General features: G+C 55.8%; 18 protein-coding genes. 9 read left to right on the forward strand and 9 right to left on the reverse strand.

Annotated elements, in window-relative coordinates:
- Positions 1-9: 9 nt before the first annotated feature.
- From C7434_RS05530 to C7434_RS05560, 7 genes are all read right to left on the reverse strand, one after another.
- Complete coding sequence (locus tag C7434_RS05530; RefSeq protein ID WP_133745219.1) at positions 10-1,476, reverse strand: catalase; 1,467 nt, start codon at positions 1,474-1,476, stop codon at positions 10-12.
- A 455-nt stretch (positions 1,477-1,931) separates the two neighbouring features.
- A complete protein-coding gene (locus C7434_RS05535) occupies positions 1,932-2,963 on the reverse strand; it encodes an NADP-dependent oxidoreductase (protein WP_133745220.1) in 1,032 nt (343 codons plus the stop codon).
- A 370-nt stretch (positions 2,964-3,333) separates the two neighbouring features.
- Positions 3,334-4,452 (reverse strand): FAD-binding oxidoreductase, encoded by a 1,119-nt coding sequence (locus tag C7434_RS05540; RefSeq protein ID WP_133745312.1) that lies wholly within the window; start codon positions 4,450-4,452, stop codon positions 3,334-3,336.
- Between the two features lie 31 nt (positions 4,453-4,483).
- Complete coding sequence (locus C7434_RS05545; protein WP_133745221.1) at positions 4,484-5,557, reverse strand: Gfo/Idh/MocA family oxidoreductase; 1,074 nt, start codon at positions 5,555-5,557, stop codon at positions 4,484-4,486.
- Positions 5,557-6,303, reverse strand: a complete 747-nt coding sequence (locus tag C7434_RS05550) for an amino acid ABC transporter ATP-binding protein (protein ID WP_039340407.1) — start codon at positions 6,301-6,303, stop codon at positions 5,557-5,559. The genes C7434_RS05545 and C7434_RS05550 overlap by 1 nt, the downstream gene beginning before the upstream one ends.
- Before the next feature lies 1 nt (position 6,304).
- Complete coding sequence (locus C7434_RS05555) at positions 6,305-7,111, reverse strand: amino acid ABC transporter permease (RefSeq protein WP_033741390.1); 807 nt, start codon at positions 7,109-7,111, stop codon at positions 6,305-6,307.
- 75 nt (positions 7,112-7,186) lie between these two features.
- Positions 7,187-8,008 (reverse strand): ABC transporter substrate-binding protein, encoded by an 822-nt coding sequence (locus C7434_RS05560; RefSeq protein WP_039340405.1) that lies wholly within the window; start codon positions 8,006-8,008, stop codon positions 7,187-7,189.
- A 194-nt stretch (positions 8,009-8,202) separates the two neighbouring features.
- Between C7434_RS05560 and C7434_RS05565 the strand changes: the two genes are divergently transcribed.
- The 3 genes from C7434_RS05565 (at position 8,203) to C7434_RS05575 (ending at position 12,842) form a co-directional block, all read left to right on the forward strand.
- Positions 8,203-9,312 (forward strand): LacI family DNA-binding transcriptional regulator, encoded by a 1,110-nt coding sequence (locus tag C7434_RS05565; RefSeq protein ID WP_050504965.1) that lies wholly within the window; start codon positions 8,203-8,205, stop codon positions 9,310-9,312.
- A 387-nt stretch (positions 9,313-9,699) separates the two neighbouring features.
- On the forward strand, positions 9,700-10,929 hold the full coding sequence (locus tag C7434_RS05570; RefSeq protein WP_133745222.1) for a PAS domain-containing methyl-accepting chemotaxis protein: 1,230 nt from the start codon (positions 9,700-9,702) through the stop codon (positions 10,927-10,929).
- A gap of 116 nt (positions 10,930-11,045) precedes the next feature.
- Complete coding sequence (locus C7434_RS05575; protein WP_058701930.1) at positions 11,046-12,842, forward strand: EAL domain-containing protein; 1,797 nt, start codon at positions 11,046-11,048, stop codon at positions 12,840-12,842.
- A gap of 76 nt (positions 12,843-12,918) precedes the next feature.
- Here the strand turns inward: C7434_RS05575 and iraP are convergent, their stop codons facing one another.
- The gene (gene iraP, locus C7434_RS05580) at positions 12,919-13,263 is read right to left on the reverse strand and encodes an anti-adapter protein IraP (protein WP_033741400.1); all 345 of its coding nucleotides are present in this window, start codon (positions 13,261-13,263) and stop codon (positions 12,919-12,921) included.
- Positions 13,264-13,430: 167 nt separating this feature from the next.
- Positions 13,431-13,925 carry a MarR family transcriptional regulator gene (locus tag C7434_RS05585; protein ID WP_033741402.1) on the reverse strand — a complete coding sequence of 165 codons (495 nt, stop codon included), beginning with the start codon at positions 13,923-13,925 and terminating at the stop codon, positions 13,431-13,433.
- A 250-nt stretch (positions 13,926-14,175) separates the two neighbouring features.
- On the opposite strand from C7434_RS05585, the gene C7434_RS05590 reads away from it, so the two are divergent.
- From C7434_RS05590 to C7434_RS22320, 6 genes are all read left to right on the forward strand, one after another.
- The gene (locus tag C7434_RS05590) at positions 14,176-15,720 is read left to right on the forward strand and encodes a methyl-accepting chemotaxis protein (RefSeq protein ID WP_033741404.1); all 1,545 of its coding nucleotides are present in this window, start codon (positions 14,176-14,178) and stop codon (positions 15,718-15,720) included.
- A 227-nt stretch (positions 15,721-15,947) separates the two neighbouring features.
- On the forward strand, positions 15,948-16,268 hold the full coding sequence (locus C7434_RS05595; RefSeq protein ID WP_033741406.1) for a hypothetical protein: 321 nt from the start codon (positions 15,948-15,950) through the stop codon (positions 16,266-16,268).
- Positions 16,269-16,292: 24 nt separating this feature from the next.
- Positions 16,293-16,493 carry a hypothetical protein gene (locus C7434_RS05600; RefSeq protein ID WP_033741409.1) on the forward strand — a complete coding sequence of 67 codons (201 nt, stop codon included), beginning with the start codon at positions 16,293-16,295 and terminating at the stop codon, positions 16,491-16,493.
- Positions 16,494-16,643: 150 nt separating this feature from the next.
- Positions 16,644-16,919, forward strand: coding sequence for a hypothetical protein (locus tag C7434_RS05605; protein WP_133745223.1), 276 nt, complete (start codon positions 16,644-16,646; stop codon positions 16,917-16,919).
- Between the two features lie 369 nt (positions 16,920-17,288).
- Entirely contained in the window at positions 17,289-17,483 is a 195-nt protein-coding gene (locus tag C7434_RS05610) for a general stress protein (RefSeq protein ID WP_033741481.1), read from the forward strand.
- A gap of 697 nt (positions 17,484-18,180) precedes the next feature.
- A complete protein-coding gene (locus C7434_RS22320) occupies positions 18,181-18,315 on the forward strand; it encodes a hypothetical protein (RefSeq protein WP_269751028.1) in 135 nt (44 codons plus the stop codon).
- The last annotated feature ends 232 nt before the right edge of the window (positions 18,316-18,547 follow it).

The raw sequence follows: 18,547 nt of genomic DNA on the forward strand, positions 1-18,547 counted from the left end.
CAGGGCGGTTTAGCGTTTAGCCCGCGCGTCCAGTACGGCCGTGGCGATGCGGTCGCCAATGGTTTTGTCGATATTGCGCCAGTACGCAAAAGCCCGCGACAGCACCGGCTCTTCCACGCCGTTTAACAGATGACCCGTAACGTTGTTGACCAGCCGGTCACGCGCGGCGTCATCCATCACCTTATTGATCAACGTATTCGCCTGGCCTACGTCGTCGTCGTCACGGCGCAGAGAATAGGGTGCCCGTACCATATCGCCGCTGGCAGACCAGACCGAGTCGGTTGGATAACGTTCACCATCGGCAACCGGGCCGCCTTTGCTGTTGGGCGCATAAACCGGGTCGGATACCGGGTTAATGCGCATCGCACCGTCTTTGCTGTAGCTGTTGACCGGCGACTGCGGGGCGTTAACCGGAATCTGCTTGTAATTTACCCCGAGTCGGGCGCGGTGGGCATCCGCATAGGCAAACACGCGCCCGAGCAGCATCTTATCCGGGCTCAGACCAATACCGGGCACCAGATTGTTAGGCTCAAAGGCAGCCTGTTCAATCTGCGCATGGTTGTCGGTAGGATTGCGGTTCAGCGTAAGTTTTCCAACCTTGATCAACGGGTAATCGCTGTGCGGCCAGACCTTGGTGAGATCGAACGGGTTGTAGCGGTATTCATCTGCCTCCGCAAAGGGCATGATCTGCATATAGAGCGTCCAGCTCGGAAAGTGGCCGTTTTTAATGGACATGAACAGATCGCGCATATGGTAATCGCCGTCCTCACCTGCCAGCTTATCAGCTTCCTGCTGCGTCAGGTTTTCAATGCCCTGATCGGTATGGAAGTGGTATTTCACCCAGAACTTCTCGCCCTGTGCGTTTACCCACATATAGGTGTGACTGGAGTAGCCGTTCATATGACGCCAGCTTTTGGGAATACCGCGATCGCCCATCAGCCACGTGACCTGGTGCGACGATTCCGGTGACAGCGTCCAGAAATCCCACTGCATATCGTTGTCACGCAGATTGTTGTCCGCACGGCGTTTTTGCGAGCGAATAAAATGCTGAAACTTCATCGGGTCGCGAATAAAAAACACCGGCGTATTGTTGCCCACCAGGTCGTAATTGCCTTCGCGGGTATAAAACTTGATGGAAAAACCGCGTGGATCGCGCCAGGTATCCGGGCTGCCGCGCTCACCGGCTACGGTTGAGAAGCGCATCAGCACATCCGTTTTCGTGCCGGGCTGAAAAACGTTGGCTTTGGTGTAGCGACTGACATCTTCAGTCACCTCAAAAAAGCCAAAGGCACCGCTCCCTTTTGCATGTGGCTGCCGTTCAGGAATACGTTCACGGTTAAAGTTCGCCATCTGCTCAATCAGATAGTGATCGTGCAGTACCAGCGGGCCGTCCGGTCCTACCGACAACGAGTGCTCATCGCTGGCAACCGGAATGCCTGCGTCGGTGGTGGTGGGTTTACGCGCATCGTGACTCATTCAATTAGTCTCCATGTTTATACGGGTATTGCATGGAGTAAGCGTAGCGTAAAACTGAGAAGCGCAACGGTGAATCGTTCATTCTTTATATGACGATCTGTTTATCTTCCTGTTCGCCTCTGACCCAGGCAGGCAGGGCTTTTCACGTCCCAGACCTGACAAACCCACCGGGATGGTGAGTGTTTTTGAATCATTCCACCTTCAGGTGTTGTCGCAAGCTCATCAGGCCGTGATGCAGGAGATCTCTCCCTTTCCGGGCGAGGCGTGGGCGGTGTGTTGCCCGTAAGGTGAGGCTGGTGGGTATGTAGGGGGACGTTTTGGCCGGTACTGGGTCAGACAGCTCGCTGTCGGTCGTGCTCTGCCGCAGGCATTGAAGGCGGCAATAACTGTTTTACCGTCCGGCAGATAAAAAAATGCAACGTCAGTGACGTTGCATTTTTAAGTGACTGGTGGGGTTACGAGGCCACTTTCACGACGGTTTTACCGAAGTTTTTACCGTTCAGCATATCGATAAACGCTTTAGGTGCGTTCTCCAGACCGTCAATCATGTGCTCGCGATAGTGGATCTTCTTACTCTCTACCAGCGGCGTCATGACTTTCAAAAACTCAGGATAGCGGTGGCCGTAATCCTGGAAAATGATAAAGCCCTGCATGCGAATGCGCCGGGTCAGAATACCGGCCATGATGCGTGAGGTACGGTCAGGGCCTGGCGGCAGCTCTTTTTGGCTGTAGGCAGAAACCAGTCCGCAAACCGGCACCCGCGCCGCCGGGTTCAGCAGCGGGAAGACCGCATCGAACACCTTACCGCCCACGTTTTCAAAATAGATATCAATGCCATCCGGGCAGGCATTTTTGAGCTGCTCTTCAAAGTCCTGGCTGTGGTGATCGATACAGGCATCAAAGCCCAGATTTTCCACCGCATGACGGCATTTTTCTTCACCACCCGCGACACCTACCACGCGGCAGCCTTTCATTTTTCCTAACTGGCCCACGGTCGCGCCCACCGGGCCGGTTGCCGCCGCGACAACCAGGGTTTCGCCTTCTTTCGGCTGACCGATATCCATTAATCCCATATAGGCCGTAAATCCGGGCATGCCGAGAATTCCCAGCGCCCAGGAGGGATGCGGCAGGTCGCTATTCAGACGGGCAACGTCTTTACCATCAGACACGGCATATTCCTGCCAGCCGCTCTGGCAAAGCACCCAGTCACCCGCTTTAAATTCACTGTTTTTGGATTCGGCGACCTGACAAACCGTGCCGCCAACCATCGGCTTATCCAGCTCTGCCGGTGGCGCGTAAGATTTCCCTTCATCCATACGTCCGCGCATATAAGGGTCGAGTGACAGATAAATCGTACGCAGTAAGATCTCGCCATCTTTGATTTCAGGTGTCGGCTGCGCAACATAACGGAAGTTGTCTTCCGTTGGTTCACCCTTGGGGCGTGAAGCCAAAAGCCAGGCGTGATTTGTTGTCGATTGTTCAGTCATAAAGTCGTCCTTTGCATGGGCAAACCGCTCAGGGTTGCCGGGAATGAATGGCTAAGTGTAGATGACAGAACAAAGCATGCTTAACCGTGCTGGCGGTCAACGGGCAGGGCAAACAGGACTCGCCCGGCGTACCGCTACGCACAGCGCGCGCCACGTGGCCCGTTCAGATTGCTCCGAATCCAGCGCGTCGTGACGGTGTCACACGAAGAACAGGGGGGCACAACGTTATACCGGTCTTCACGGCGTCTGAAGGGTGTGGTGACGCTGAAAGTCGCGTCAGGTGGCGGGGAAAAAGGGGGCGAAGATGCCCCAGCGTATAACCATGTCGCAGACGGTTCCCGCGCCGTTGGGCGACGGCGCGGGGGTGGGCTTAGTTAAATCGTTCCGGCCGGAAGGTCGCGAGCATGGGATGCCGGACATCGTTGAGGATCTCCTCCGTCAGCAATTCGCCCAGAATCAGTGCCAGCGTCGCGCCCGAATGGGTAAAGGCCACAAAGCAACCGGGGACTTTTTTCAGCTCCCCGACAACCGGTTCACCATCCCCCGGCACGGGTTTCAGGCCAATTTTCCAGCTGTCTGCTTCCAGTGGTGCGCCGTCGCCAAGCAGGTGACCCGCATCCGCCATTAACTGGCGAATAACGGCATGATCGATGCTGTACTGACCATCAGCATGCGCAACGATATCCTCTTCATACCAGTCATGATCGACCGCCAGCGTACGGCCAGGGTTGGGACGTATCGCCGCGCGGGGCGTATTTAATACCACGTTAAGATCGCGTTCCTGTGCGGTAGTGGTAACCAGCATGGACACCGGCGACCCGTTGGGAATGCGTACACCAAGCGGCGCAACGACATCGGGCGTCCAGGGACCACAGGCGACAAGCACCCGATCGGCCATGATGTCGCCCCGTTTCGCGCTGCGAATGCCTGTGGCCCGCCCTCCTGCGGTCAGCACACTGGCTTTGCCTGCCTGTTCAATCACTTCGCCGCCTGCGGCTTTGAAATCCTCTACCAGTTTTGCGGCCAGATGCGGCAGGCTTACCCAGCCCTCACCAGGGTTGGCAATAGCGACGCTGGCCAGCGCGCTGGGGTTAACCTGTGGATCCACCTCATGCACCGTGCGCGGATTAACCAGCCGGGAAGCATAGCCAAGGGCGTTTTCATAATCATGACGCGCTTTGGTGCCCGCCTCGTCATCCGCCGACCAGAACAGCGCGCCGTCAAAGCGCAGCCAGCTGAGATCGGGATGGCGGGCAAACAGGGTGCGGTAGCGGTCAATGCCCGCCATTCTCAGCGCATGGTAAGGCGCGGAACGCTCCCCGGCAGAGTTAAGCCAGGAAAGTGAACGTCCTGATGCGCCAGAGCAGAGTTCGGCTTCGGTGACCAGCGTCACTTTCGCGCCAGCCTGTGCCAGCTGGCATGCCGTGGAAACGCCTAAAATGCCGCCACCCAGTACAACAACGGTTTTGGCCACAGAGTTGTCAGTCATCATGGATTCCTTCTGTCAGAAAATACCCCATTCAGGCAAGGCGTACGCGACTTTGCCGATGGAGTTGCTCAATAAGTTTCAGCACGCCCAGCGCCTCGCTGGCGTCCACTGGCGGCGGGCCGCCGTGTACCAGGGCACGGGCAAGACGGTGATAAAATTCAGGGTAATTGCCGCGCTGCAGCGCCACCGCCTCACTTTGCTCCACGGTGCCCAGCCGGGCTGCGCGTTCAGGCGGCGTTACGCCGTAGGCGCTGTCAGTCGGGGACATGCCCGCGGCCAGTTGCGGCTCCTGGTTATCCAGGCCCCAGTGCGTAAAAGCTCGCTGGCTGCCCAGCAGATGGAAGCGGGGAGCATTAAGCGCGGCCTGGCCATTCATCCACAGCCGCGAACGCACGCCACAGGTATGTAGTAAAGAAACGAAGCAATCCTCATCGCTGTCGGACTGACTGCCGGAATAGCGTGCCAGATCGGCGCTGGCCTCCTGCACCGGACCAAACAGCTGTATCGCCTGATCGATCAGGTGGCTGCCCAGATCCAGCAGCAGGCCGCCCCCTTGCGCAAGCGAAACGCTGTCGCGCCAGTTACCAAATCCGTCAGGTCGCCACCACTCAAAGCGCGACTCAAAGCTTCTGACGGTGCCAAATGCCTCGTCCTGCACCAGACGTTGCAGCGTCAGAAAATCGCCGTCCCAGCGGCGATTGTGAAAGACCGTTAACAGGGTGCCAGCCTCTCGGGCGGCGTCAATCATCGCTTCCGCCGCGTTGACGTCAGGCGCAAAAGGTTTATCCACCACCAGATGAATACCGCGCAGGCTGGCCTGGACAGCCTGCTCACGGTGCTGAGCGGGCGGCGTCGCCAGCACAATAAGATCCACCGCGATGTCGCCGTTGTCGATCAACTGCAGCAGTGACGGCCAGTCCGGCACAATTCGCGCCTGGGGATAATGCGTTTTTGCCGCGGCGACGCGTTGCGCATTACCGGTCACGATCACCTCAAGACGGTAAGCGGCATCGTGTGAAATCAGTGGGGCATGAAAGACCTTGCCGGCAATGCCAAATCCCACCAGCGCCGTGCGGATGGGACCTGTCACCTTATGCTGTGCCATCAGAGCACCTCCGATAAAAAACGTTGTAAACGGGCAGATTGTGGACGTTCAAATAACTGATCGGGTGGCCCTGCTTCGACAATCTCGCCTTCATCCATAAACACCACCTGGTCGGCCACGCGGCGGGCAAATCCCATCTCATGCGTGACCACCACCATCGTCATGCCGCGCTCACAGAGTTCAGCCATCAGCGTCAGCACGCCTTTCACCAGTTCGGGATCGAGCGCCGACGTGGCCTCGTCAAACAGCATCACCTCGGGCTCCATCGCCAGCGCCCGGGCGATCGCGACACGTTGTTGCTGCCCGCCGGAGAGATCGCGCGGACGATGGTCGGCGCGCTGTGCTAAGCCGACCTCAGCCAGACGTTGCCGGGCAATTGTCTCTGCCTCCGTTTTCGAGCGGCCTTTGACTTTCCAGGGGGCCAGCGCGACGTTTTCCAGCGCACTGTGATCGGGGAACAGATTGAAGTGCTGAAAGACCATGCCAATGCGCAACCGCAGCGCATCGGGTTTGTCCTTCAGTACCGAACGCCCGGCCAGCAAGACGTCGCCGCTTTTGGGTTCATGCAGGCGATTGATACCGCGCAGCAGGGTCGATTTTCCCGATCCGGAAGGGCCGATGATGCAGGTAGTGGTGCCGGGCGCGATGGTCAGTGACACATTGCGCAGCACCTCAATCGGGCCGTACGCCAGGGTCAGATTACGCAGCTCCAGGCTTGCGCCGTGAAATGCAGTGGACGTTGCCATCTCAGTGTCCTCGTTCGCTGGTCAGGGAGGCCGTGGGCGTGACGGCGCGTTTTACCGCCACCTCATCAATTTCTTTCAGTCCGCTCTGCGGCGCCGTTGCCCGTCGGCGTCCGGTGCGGTAACGGACGTCAATATGGTTCACCGCATGGGTTAAGGGCACGGTAATCATCAGGTAGAACAGCCCCGCCAGCATCAGCGGTGACAGATTGCCGCTCAGCACCGCGGCATCCTGGCCAACCCGGAACAGTTCGCGCTGGCTGGACATCAGCCCCAGCAGATAAACCAGCGAAGAGTCTTTAATAATCGCGATGAACTGATTCACGATGGCAGGCAAGACGCGGCGGATGCCCTGAGGAATGATCACCAGCCGCATCGCCCGACCATAGCTCATGCCCAGCGCCCGGCAGGCTTCCATCTGGCCTTGCTCAATGCTCTGGATCCCTGAGCGAAAGATTTCGCCCATATAGGCGCTGGCAATCAGACTCAGGGCAAAAATGCCCAGCGGATAAGGTGAGGGGCCAAACAGCTGATAGCTGAAGCGCGCCAGCCCCTGACCAATCAGCAAAATGGTCAGGATAGAGGGCAGGCCGCGAAACAGATCGGTATACAGCCGGGCCGGTACACGCAGCCAGCGCGAAGGCGAAATCCCCATCAGCGCCAGAATCAGGCCGAAAAAGGTGCCCAGCAGCGTGGCGGCCAACGAGATGATCAACGTGTTGACCAGGCCCGTTGCCAGCAGCTGCGGCAGGACGTCCTTCATTGCAGAAAAATCAAAGAAGGTACGGGAAAGAATAGTGATCAGATCCATAGCCGATTCTCTGTTGCGGGTGACGGACAACGCCCGTCACCGAATGTATTCACTCGCACACCGGTTGCGCGGGGACTAATTGTGCTGAGGCAGATACTGTTCAGGCATAGGCGAGCCCGGAAACCACTTCTCATAAAGCTGTTTCCACGTCCCATCCTGCATCGCCGCTTTGATGGCTTTGTCCAGCGCCGCTTTAAAGGCCGGTTTGTTTTTCGCTATCGCCACGCCCGCCGGGGCGTCGAAAGAGGGGATGTTGGCTGCCGTCACCAGTTTGAAGCGGGTGGCATAATCTTTGGCGGCTTCGTAATCGAGGAACATGGCATCAATAGTGCCGTTGTTCAGCGCGGAAACGGCCGCGTTGTTATCGGGAAAGCGCACCAGATCGGTCTGTTTGAAGTTGGCCAGCGCATAGCTTTCCTGCAGCGTGCCCTGAATGACGCCCAGTCGCTTGTGCGCCAGCGTTGCCACGTTTTTCACGCCGGAATCGCTGCGGGTGAGCACCGTCAGGTAACCCGCCAGATAGCCCGTGGAGAAATCAACGGTTTTTTCACGGGCCGGTGTGATTCCGATCGCGGCCACGCCTGCATCATATTGTCCGTTGGCGACGGCGGGCAGGATGGCGGAAAAATCCTGTCCGACAAAATCCACCTTATCAATGCCCATGCGATGGGCGACATTTTTGAAAAATTCGACGTCAAAGCCGGTGAAATTTCCGTCTTTGTCCGTAAAGGTATAGGGTTTCGCGTCACCCAGGCTGGCGACACGCAGATGGCCCGGTTCAATCAGCCCATAGGGATTGTTGTCGCTGGCTGCCCGTGCACTGACGCTGGTTGAGAGCATTACCGCGAGGCCGAAGACAACGGCGGTTATTTTGGTTAAACGTTTATGCGATGTCATAAAGCTCTTCCATTTTGCAGGTGAAACGTCGAAGGTCACTGAGCCAGTACTGTCTGATTGAGACCGGTCTCAATGCGGGTCAAAATGAAACCGGTAGTTGTTGTGAGACCGGTCTCAAGTGGATACAATGATATTAAGCACACGCTTTCAGCAGCGTCAATTACGATGTTATCAACTTGTGATTCAAAATAATTATGACCAGCAAAAAACAGCAAGTACGCGGACCCACTGTGGCCGATGTGGCACGTCAGGCGGGCGTGTCAAAAGCCCAGGCGGCCAGAGCGTTGGGCGGCTATGGCGCCGTAAGTGAAGAGGTACAAATCCGCGTCACCCAGGCGGCAGAAACCCTGGGTTACCGGCCCAATGAGCTGGCGCGCAGCATGAATACCGGGCGTTCGAACACGATTGGCGTGATCGTGGGCGATATTGAAAACCCGCATTTCGGCCTTGCGCTGCGTGGCATGGCGGATGTGGCGCGCCAGGCGGGGTTTCATTTGCTGCTCAGCAACAGCGATGAAACCGTGGAAGAGGAACGGGAAGCCGTGCGCGTCATGCTGGACAAGCGCGTTGATGGCATCATCGTGGCCCCCTGCAGCTCGCTGGCGTGTGATAACGACCATCTTAAACAGGTGCTGACGGAAGGCCGCGCGCTGATGACCTTTGACCGTTCCGTCGAAGGGCTGGACGTGGAAACCATTCAGGCTGACTTTCTTAACGTGGCGAGGGATGCGACGCAGCTGTTGCTTAACGCCGGTCATCACCGTATCGCATACCTTTCCAGTATGCGCATTGCCGCGCCTTACACTCACGCGATGAGCTTAGGACCCACGCCGGTGGCGCAGCGGGTGAAAGGGATGATCGACGCCCACCACGATGCCGGTATGGCACTCGACCCGAATCTGGTGCGCCTGAATGCCCTTAACGAAGCGTGCATCGAACAGATTCTGACGGAGCTTCTCTCGCTTCCCGAACCGCCCAGTGCGCTGATTGCGTCCGACAATTTGATTGCAATGGGAATTCTACGTGGACTAGCCAGACGTGGGTTGCGTGTGCCCGAGGATATTTCGTTTGTTATGTACGATGATTTTCCCTGGACCGAACTGATGACGCCCGCGCTTACGGTCGTGGCCCAGCCGGTTTATGAGATGGGCCGCGAAGCCGCACGCCGGTTAATCTGCCATATCCGGCAGCAGCCCGCCGGCGCGTTACCGGCATTCGACAGCTGGATGGTGGTGCGGGGATCGGTCGGGCCAGTGCGGGCAGGAGGAAAGCCGGTTCCAGCCGCCTGGGCGCTGAGCAAATAGGGGATTGTTCTTACAGCGGTCTTACTGCCGTGTCCCGTCATTATCCTCAGACGAGCAGGCCCGAGCGGTCAGTCAGGCTGCCGAGGTTGCCTGCATGACGCAGTTTGCGCAGCAGCATGCCTTTTGCAGCGGAGTCGTTTACGCATCCTGTTGAAGGTCATACAAAAAATTTATTTTTTATTAGTGAATTAATTTCACCCGGTAATAATCAACGGAAACTATCACAACAATACATAATGCCAGGGTCTTAACAGCCGATAACCAGATTAGTCAACTCAGATTACGGTCGTGGTTATGCGCTTTAATGTATTAAAAAATGTCTTTTCCTTTCTTAACGATCTTCGCAGCGGGCGTAGATCGGCGCCGTTCAGGGCGCTTAACAGCGCGATGCCGGTTATTGAATTCAGTCCTGACGGAACGATTCAGAAAGCCAGCCCGCTTTTCCTGACCGCAATGGGCTACGAGGCGCACGAAATAATTGGGCAACATCACAGCATGTTCTGCCCGTCTTCCCTGACGGATTCACCTGAATACCGCCATTTCTGGCAGCGCCTTGCCGCCGGTGACGTTCGCAGTGGTAAACATCTGCGGCTGGCTAAAGGAAACCGTCCTGTCTGGCTGGAAGCCAGTTATATCCCGGTCAGGAACCGCCGTGGCAGGGTGTGCAAAATCATTAAGATAGCGGCGGACATCTCAGAACGCATAGAGGCAGGGCTGGAACAGGAATCTGTGATCAACGCCATCAACCGGTCAATGGCTGTGATTGAGTTCAGTCCTGACGGTCGTGTCCTGGATGCTAATGACAATTTCCTGAAAACGACCGGTTACAAACGTGAGCAGGTTGTGGGTCAACACCATCGGATGTTCTGTTCAGAACAGCTTTCTGCAAGCGACGAATACCGGCAGTTCTGGAAAAGGCTTAATCAGGGCGAATTTTTTTCGGGGCAGTTTCCCAGACTCAATCATCACGGGAAGCCACTCTGGCTGCGCGCGACGTATAATCCTGTTTTTAACAGCAATGGCGAATTATATAAAATCGTCAAGTTTGCCACGGATGTGACCGAACAGGTTTTGAATAACCAAAAAGAGCACGATGCCGCCGTACAGGCCTGGGAAATGGCTGTACAGACGCTGGGAAATGCGCAGAATGGGGCGAATGTAATTGAGAGTAGTATTGAAGTTGTGGACCGGATCGCGCAGGACATGAACGCGATCTCCGCTGACATCGCGCGCCTCAACAGCCAGTCAGGAAGCATTGACGGCATGGTAGAGACCATCAGACGGTTTGCGACACAAACACGGCTTATTGCCCTTAACGCCGCGATTGAAGCTGCCAGAGCAGGGGCGTCCGGCAGGAGCTTTGCGGTTGTGGCCGCCGAAGTGCGCGCGCTGGCGGCAAGCGTCAGCGGGGCCACAGAAGAAATAGAACAGGTGGTATCAAATAATAATCAGCTGGCCCGGGAAGTGCTGAAAGGTATGGAACTCAACCAGAAAAATACGGAGCAGGGCGTCATACTGATGCGCGAGGCCGGCGAGGTCATCGCCATCATTAAGAAAAACTCGGAACGCGTGGAAGGGGCGGTCAGGGAGTTTACGCATACGGTTGAAACTGAGTAACGAATCCGCTTTAGCCGTTTTATCATTCAGCATTATCCTGCTTTCTGAGCACAGGGATGTCCTTCAGTGCAGCGCCTTGCTTTTTTAACTTTTGCCTTTCAGGGAAAGGATACGCCATGTTGATAAACATTCGTCACGGAGCGCAGTCTTCGCCACGCTCCGCAGACATTCTGCGATTGCCCGATCAGGAGCGTGATGAGGTACTCAACCACTTCGCCGCCCTGACCAGCACGTTGCTGGGCATACCGACCAGCTTTATATCCGTTCTTGATGAGCAGCATCAGACGTTTCGCGCAAAGTACAACACGACGCTGTGTCAGACTGATCGCAAGGATGCATTCTGCCGCTTCGTCGTGGAGAGCGCGATTCCGGTCATTGTGCCAGATACCTTACTGGACGCACGTTTCGCCACGAATCCGCTTGTCACGGGGGAGCCTTACCTCCGCTTCTACGCGGGCGTGCCGTTGATCAACGCGCAAGGAAAGGTTATGGGGACGCTATGCGTCACAGACAGTCAGCCACACGCCTTTCCGGCTGAAAAGGTCAGGTTGCTCAGCCGACTTGCCGCGATGGTGACGGTCTTTCTGAAGGCCTGGCAGGTCGCGGGATTAACGGATGCGGTAACAGGCTTGCCTAACCGTCAGCAACTCATCCGCCATCTGGATCAACTGTCTGAGGCGGGGCATTCCGACGTCCTCAGGCTCACCGTTATCGACTGCATTGATATGCCCCGAGCCTATGAACTGGCCCGGGCACTGGGCATGCCGCCAGTGGAAGCGCTCCTGCGGGACAGCGGGCGTCTGTTGCAAAACAAGCTGGCGCTGGGGCCTGAAAAAATTTTTTACACGGTAGCCACAGGGCGCTTTGCCTTCCTGTCCCGCTCAGATGAGCCGTTTTCGGCCGATGCTGTTCTTGAAGCAATGCGCGACGTGCGGCCTCTCGCGCCCGAAGGTCTTGCTATGGACCTGACATTGTACGCGGGCGATGTCTGCTTTACGCCAGCGGCGCTACCGGCCCAGGAAGCCCTGCGGCGCGCGGTCAGCGCACTTCACGAAGCCATCAGCATCAATGGTGGCGCTCGTTCGTTTAGTGAGGTGAGTGACAGCAGGCGCAATGGCGATTTCATGTTGATGAACGATCTGTCGGCAGCCCTTAAAACCGGTACAGGCGGGCTGTATCTGGTTTATCAGCCCCGGCTTTCCTTATCTGATGTGCAACCGACGGGGTTTGAGGCGCTGATACGCTGGTGTCATCCCGAGCGGGGCGAGCTTTCGCCCGCCGAATTTCTGCCCGCAGCGCAGTTAACCAGTCTGATGAGCGATATCACTGACTGGGTGATCACGGAGGTGATCCATCAGCTGCGCGTCTGGTTATCCGAGGGCATCAGTCTGCCGGTATCCGTTAACGTCAGTGTCAGCGACCTTGCACGAAGTGGCTTTATTGACCACCTTGACGCGAAGATGGCGCAGGCCCAACTGCCACCCGCTCTGCTGGAGTTCGAATGTCTTGAAACGGAGCTGGCCACGGAAAATCCTGCCGCCCTGGCAATGATGGCGCAGTTAAGACAACGAGGATATCGTCTTTCGCTGGACGATTTTGGTGCCGGTTACAGTAATATTGGTTATCTGCGCAGGATGCCGGTGGACGTTATCAAGCTTGACAGGGCGCTGATAGCCGATTTGACCTCGAATGAAGCAAGCCGCATTATCGCATCGAGCGTGATAGGTATGCTGAAATCTCTGAACTATGTTGTTGTGGCTGAAGGCGTTGAAATACCAGAGGCTCTGGATATGCTCGCTTCATGGGGATGCGATCAGGCACAGGGTTTTTACATTTCTCATCCCTTGCTTCCGCAGGCACTAAAAAGCTGGCTCTCCACCTTTAAATACGGTCAGCTGGGCCACGCAACGTAAATAACGTCCGGTTGCTGGCCCGTTGGGTAAAGGATGACGGGCGGTAAGGTGTGGCCTGGCGCTTAACCAAGCCGGCTTATTCCACAGAGGGGGATAATCCTTTAAGTTTAGTCATTCCTTCATGATTAATTTCGTCATCCGCGCCATCGACAGCCCTCGAAATGGTGAGCAGGCTCTGAAATTCACTGAGCAGGAGCGCGGCGTCAGACTTCAGCAGATCATCGCATTCAGCAGAGTCGATGACGGTGTTAATGGCTTTGTTAGCACTTTCAATCATTTCAGTCACACCGCCTTCTTTACTCACCGCCAGCACAAGTGCGCTGATGAGCAGAGACTGCGCCTCAACACGGGCTGTTAACTGCTTCATCCCTGCGTCGATATGCGATATTTTAGCCAGCATGCTAAGTACAACGTTTTTCATTATCGTCCCTCTTAAACTTTCAAACGGAATCGGTCAGCAAGTTGCTCTCAAATTAAAACCGGTCTGTCCGGTTGGCCATAATCAGTGCCATTGTGCTTCTGTGGATAAGATGGGGCACTCTGCCGCCAGCCCCAGCCTGTCATCCCGTCTGAGATAATGACAAAACATCAGGCGTCAGGGTTCCGCTGTTCCGGCAATGCCTGGATAATTTTTTCCTGAACCTGTCTTATCCCGTCGCGCAGGCTGGCCAGGGTTTCAAACGGGATGCCCATTTCACAAATCATCGCTGCAGGTACGCCTGTAGCCCGCCTTTCAAGTTCACGGCCTGCTTCAGTCAGGCGAATAATCACTCTGCGTTCATCATGACCGGTATCGCGCAGGCGACTGATAAAGCCTGCCTGCTCAAGTCGCTTGAGGAGATGGCTGAGCGTGCCGGAGTCCAGTTGCACGCGCTGACCTACCTCAGAGACCGTGATGCCATCCTTTTCCCACAAGACCAGCAGCGCCAGATACTGTGGATAGGTCAGCCCCAGCGGTTTCAGGTGAGGCTGATAAAGCTTTGTCATAGCCAGCGAGGCCGAGTAAAGCGCAAAGCAGAGAAACTCCTCCAGACACTGAGGTTGGGTGTCTTTACTCGCGCTGGCGTCATTAATCTCTTTCATGCCGGGGCTCCAGATATGGGGGAAGCCGGCAAGCGTTCGGTGAATCGTGTGATGCGACAGACGTCAGGAAGCCGGAAACACAAGATATCACGGACACGTCATGGATGCTTTAAACCGCCGCCAAACTGAACGTGACCGCAATCATATCGACGTCAATTAAGTTGTGTTCAATTTATTTTGTAAAGTCTGTGCAGTTGACGCGTCTGCGGCCGATAGAACCTGACAATGACATAACATTCGGGAAAATATAATGAAGGTTTCGACGCGTCTTGCTACAGGCTTTGGTTTACTTGTTCTGCTTTTAATTATCTGTACGGGCACTGCGTTACATGCGCTGACCGATGCACAGCGCGGCATGAATGACGCGATAAACAACAAAATGAAACGGTTTGCGATCGTTCTGGATATGCGTGGTGATATCCGTGATATGGCCATCGCCGCACGCAATCTGGCGTTGCTGACGGATGAGAAGGAGTCCAGGCCCGAATGGGACCGTATGACGACACAGCGGGAAAAATATATCCACGAGCGGGAGCAACTGGTTGAAAGCATGACACACAGCGTCAGTGCACAGGGTAAAACCGTGCTGGATGAAATACTGGCAGCTGAAGATGACGCCATGCAAACCCTGATGACCGCGGCCAAAATGGGGCTGGAAAACCGTCAGCAGGACGCGACTGTCTACCTGATGAAGACCGCGCGACCGGCTCAGCAAAAGCTTCTGAAACTGCTCAACCAACTGACAGAGATTCAGAAGGCGCAGACCGTTCTTACGGTTGGCGAGACCAGCGAGACCGTTTCCCGCACAAGAGCTATGCTGATCGTGCTGACCCTGCTGTCAGTGCTGACTGCCGTAGCGGGCTGCATGATTGTCAGCCGCAGCCTGATGCGCCAGTTGGGTGGCGAACCGGCTCAGGCTCAGGCGCTCGCCGCCGCCATCGCCGCCGGAGACCTGACGGGACCGGTCGTGCTGCGCCGCAATGACACAACCAGCCTGCTGGCCTCACTGGATGGGATGCAGGCGAACCTGCGTGGCCTGGTGTCAAAAATCAAGGATTCGTCCGCCTCCGTTGCGCTGGCCGCCGATGAGATTTCACAAGGCAATACGGAACTGTCATCCCGCACCGAGCAACAGGCCGCGGCGCTGCAGGAAACCGCGGCCAGCATGGAGCAGCTTTCCGCCACTGTGAAAAGTAACGCGGCGGGTGCCCGGCAGACAGCCGAGTCCGCCCGTGAGACCGCGCAGCTGGCCCGCAGCGGCGAAACGGATGTGAAGCGTATGTCAGACACGATGCACGACATTTCCGTCAGCGCCACCAAAGTGCGTGACATCACCTCCGTCATTGAGAGCATCGCGTTCCAGACCAACATCCTTGCCCTGAACGCCGCTGTCGAAGCGGCGCGGGCAGGCGAGGACGGACGCGGGTTCGCCGTGGTGGCGGGTGAAGTCAGAACGCTCGCACAGCGCAGCGCCACGGCCGCAAAAGACATTAAAACGCTGATCGAACAGGCCGTTACGCAGGTGGAGAGCGGCGTCACGGTGGCCTCCTCAACCGGTCAAAGCATCCTGAAAATCGTCGGCATGGTCGGCGAACTGGCTGAATCCATGGACGAGCTTTCCCTGGCATCATCTGAACAGATGCAAGGCATCTCGCAGGTAAGTATCGCCGTCAGCCAGATGGACGGTGTGACGCAAAACAACGCGGCGCTGGTGGAGGAATCCTCCTCCGCCTCACAGTCGCTTTCTGAGCAGGCGCATGCCCTGCGCACGATGGTAGAAACCTTTAAGGTATGACACCCGGTAAATCAGACGCCGCGTAACGGCTCAGATGTATCCCTCTGAATGACGGCGTGGGAGGTCAGGGAGAATCAGCGGAGGTGGGGAATAACCCATTCACTTCCGCTTTCGCTAGCAAACTGCGTCATATGGGCCGGGCGTTAAGCCCGGCCCATCCCAGTGCTGTGTTAACGAGCGGCGCCGGGCAGAGGGGCTGCCTGCGGTCAGGATGTGCGACTGCGAGGGTGAACAATATTTTATGCTGTATGACAGGCCATAACGTGATTGGGCAGCTTCCCGTCAATCACGACTTCAACGTTTCTTATTATCTGCTTCATCTGAACCCCGCCTCAGAGCCTGTTCAGGCGCGACAGATCGCCTTCTCCATGGGGACGTTTTGCTTGCCGCTGGGTTCGGTTGCGGTGATGAATACGCTGCCGGCGGGAAGGGGCCGGACGGCCATCGAAAACGGAAATCATCCTGTTAACCGGGCAGTTTTTTGCGTCCTGCAGGAAGCGGTCCAGCAGGCGCTGCCGGGCCGCTTCGGTCAGGATGCTATACTGTAAGAACGTTTGCTTTACGGAGGCTTCATGGGGTCCAGAGAAGATACCGAAGAAAAAGCGCTTGAACTGGCGGGTAAAGTTATCTCGCAGTTGCTTAGCGAAAAAGCCAGTGTAAAGAAAGAAGAGATTATCTGCGCGCTACACCGCCTGGGGCAGGAAACCGGAGACTGGCGGGTGCGGGCAGGCTGTGAGAAGGCCGTGCTGATGATGAAACGCAGAGTTCACTGACCTCTGCGACACGCTCTGCCACGTGTATCAGCCGATGCTGTCAGGAAGTTAGTGGCCGTTTCCCGCCCATAACTGGAGATGTCTTTCTCCGAAAAAATTGCTGTCTTCACTGGCTGCGCCGCTTAAAAGTCTGCGGGTCTGGCGCAAAGCGTGATCGATAAGCTGACGCCGGGCATCATCAGTTTCCGTTTCGAGCATCCTGTTCAGCTGCACGCGCAGCGCCTCAGAACTTATGTCTGCATCATCTTCAAGCAGCGTCAGCAGGGCTTCGCCGATAACAATGTTTACCTTTTCTTCTTCACTCCTGAACATATCAACCTTCTTGTTGCTGGCAGTAAAAGTCCGTTGCGGCGGACAAGCGGTATTGCGCTAAAGCATCATTTTTGTATGTTTTTCGAGTGTAGTCCCGGCCACCCGAAACTGTAAAATCAGAACATGCCTTGTCCGCCCGGGAGCCAGCATCGTTAATAAGCATACGCTGCGTCAGGTCCCGCAGGCTGACTCCTGCAAGCGCTGTCTCGTAAAGAAGAAGACAAGCAGCAAACCTGTTCGGGATGGTGGTAAGAATCTTCTTAAAAGACCGGGTGTGGAAACTGTACACGACCCAATCATGGTGTACAAATTTTATTTTGTTAACGCTGTTTTAAATAGATAAAAAATCTGTAAAAAGCGAAGCGGTGAATCTAAAACCCTTTATTCTTCCGACGTAAATCTATGTTTATTCCTGTTTTTATTCAAAATTACAGCCATGCTTATATCCTCATCAACATTTTACACAATCAAAAGGTAACAGATATGAGCAACAGACGTGGTGGCGCGGGAAATTTCGCGGAAAATCCCCAGCGCGCGGCGGAAGCCGGAAGGAAAGGCGGAGCCGCCAGTAGCGGTAATTTTAAAAATAACCCGGAAAGAGCGGTTGAGGCCGGACGAAAAGGGGGTAAGGCAAGCCGCCGGGGCAGCGCACAGGAAACCGCTTCCCGGCCTGGTTGAGGGGCCGCCTTTGCGACTTGCGGGCTTGCGGCTTTCCCCGCCTGTTTTAAAGAGGACCTTAGCAGTACTGGATTAACAAGACGAAAGGGCTGTAAATCAGTGGCCCGGTAAGCCTGCCGGGCCGTCTCGTTAACAAGTTTTATACGCTGTTGGCCCTGTTCTTCAGGGCGGGCTCATGATTTTCAGTGAGGATACGCGAAAAGCGCCTGAACGGCTCATCACCCCTGATGATGTTGATTCTTCTCTGTTTTATCGGGATAAAAAAAACCGCCCGTAGGCGGTTAAGTCATCTTCCATGCAACAAGATCTTTCCTTAGAGGGATAGCCTCAATCAGCCTGGTCCTACAGGCACTTCCCTGCAAGCGTAAACGGCAAAAAACTTCCGCATTGATATTCCATCCCGCCCCCCGGTCATCACGCTTTTGTTATCCGTCAGCGTCCGAATGGTCCGGCTTTACGTCATGGTCAGAACTCTGCGCCTGACGGAGGCTGGCGCGAACGGCCGCTTTTTGCGCGTAGCGGAACCGTTACGCGCTCGGCCTGGCTGTGTTTCTCTCCCTCGCCGTACATTAAGAGCGAATTAAGATGCGTGTAATAACGCTTTAAAATAATTGATGTATGTCACAGTTAAAGAAAGTAACTACAGTGACGATAACTTTAAAACGGGATAAACGCGCTTTTACCAGAAGGATTTAACATGACCGTTAGCCACATAACCAGGCTGTCATGGGTTACCCAGACTAACCTCACGCTTTCACCGTCTTCACGGCGCAGGGCGATTGTGCGCCTGTCTTCTGTGCTGACGCAGGCCATGCTGTCACGACTGCGTTAATCAATGCGGAGGGACAGCCTGCGATGCCGTCTGATGCCGTTCCTCACGTACTTACGTCATGAGGAGGCCACAAACACGTATTTCTCTGTGCGGCCAGTCCCGTTAAACAGGGTGTTAAAACGGCACCTGATTATAAATTGTGCGCAGCTTGTTCCCGAACAGCTTAATCATCCTGATCGCTGTTTGCTGAAAGAGAGCGGTAAAACGCGCGCGGGATTAGGCTCGTCAGGTC

Source organism: Pantoea sp. PNA 14-12, assembly GCF_004364735.1.
Taxonomy (GTDB): Bacteria; Pseudomonadota; Gammaproteobacteria; order Enterobacterales; family Enterobacteriaceae; genus Pantoea; species Pantoea stewartii.

What these genes read in the sequence shown, in the direction of transcription:
- C7434_RS05610 (WP_033741481.1), top strand. Translation starts at nt 17,289, where the DNA reads ATGAGCAACAGACGTGGTGGCGCGGGAAATTTCGCGGAAAATCCCCAG.
- C7434_RS05535 (WP_133745220.1), bottom strand. Translation starts at nt 2,963, where the DNA reads ATGACTGAACAATCGACAACAAATCACGCCTGGCTTTTGGCTTCACGC.
- C7434_RS05585 (WP_033741402.1), bottom strand. Translation starts at nt 13,925, where the DNA reads ATGAAAGAGATTAATGACGCCAGCGCGAGTAAAGACACCCAACCTCAG.
- iraP (WP_033741400.1), bottom strand. Translation starts at nt 13,263, where the DNA reads ATGAAAAACGTTGTACTTAGCATGCTGGCTAAAATATCGCATATCGAC.
- C7434_RS22320 (WP_269751028.1), top strand. Translation starts at nt 18,181, where the DNA reads ATGACCGTTAGCCACATAACCAGGCTGTCATGGGTTACCCAGACTAAC.
- C7434_RS05555 (WP_033741390.1), bottom strand. Translation starts at nt 7,111, where the DNA reads ATGGATCTGATCACTATTCTTTCCCGTACCTTCTTTGATTTTTCTGCA.
- C7434_RS05545 (WP_133745221.1), bottom strand. Translation starts at nt 5,557, where the DNA reads ATGGCACAGCATAAGGTGACAGGTCCCATCCGCACGGCGCTGGTGGGA.
- C7434_RS05575 (WP_058701930.1), top strand. Translation starts at nt 11,046, where the DNA reads ATGTTGATAAACATTCGTCACGGAGCGCAGTCTTCGCCACGCTCCGCA.
- C7434_RS05560 (WP_039340405.1), bottom strand. Translation starts at nt 8,008, where the DNA reads ATGACATCGCATAAACGTTTAACCAAAATAACCGCCGTTGTCTTCGGC.
- C7434_RS05565 (WP_050504965.1), top strand. Translation starts at nt 8,203, where the DNA reads ATGACCAGCAAAAAACAGCAAGTACGCGGACCCACTGTGGCCGATGTG.
- C7434_RS05600 (WP_033741409.1), top strand. Translation starts at nt 16,293, where the DNA reads ATGGGGTCCAGAGAAGATACCGAAGAAAAAGCGCTTGAACTGGCGGGT.
- C7434_RS05570 (WP_133745222.1), top strand. Translation starts at nt 9,700, where the DNA reads ATGCCGGTTATTGAATTCAGTCCTGACGGAACGATTCAGAAAGCCAGC.
- C7434_RS05540 (WP_133745312.1), bottom strand. Translation starts at nt 4,452, where the DNA reads ATGACTGACAACTCTGTGGCCAAAACCGTTGTTGTACTGGGTGGCGGC.
- C7434_RS05590 (WP_033741404.1), top strand. Translation starts at nt 14,176, where the DNA reads ATGAAGGTTTCGACGCGTCTTGCTACAGGCTTTGGTTTACTTGTTCTG.
- C7434_RS05550 (WP_039340407.1), bottom strand. Translation starts at nt 6,303, where the DNA reads ATGGCAACGTCCACTGCATTTCACGGCGCAAGCCTGGAGCTGCGTAAT.
- C7434_RS05530 (WP_133745219.1), bottom strand. Translation starts at nt 1,476, where the DNA reads ATGAGTCACGATGCGCGTAAACCCACCACCACCGACGCAGGCATTCCG.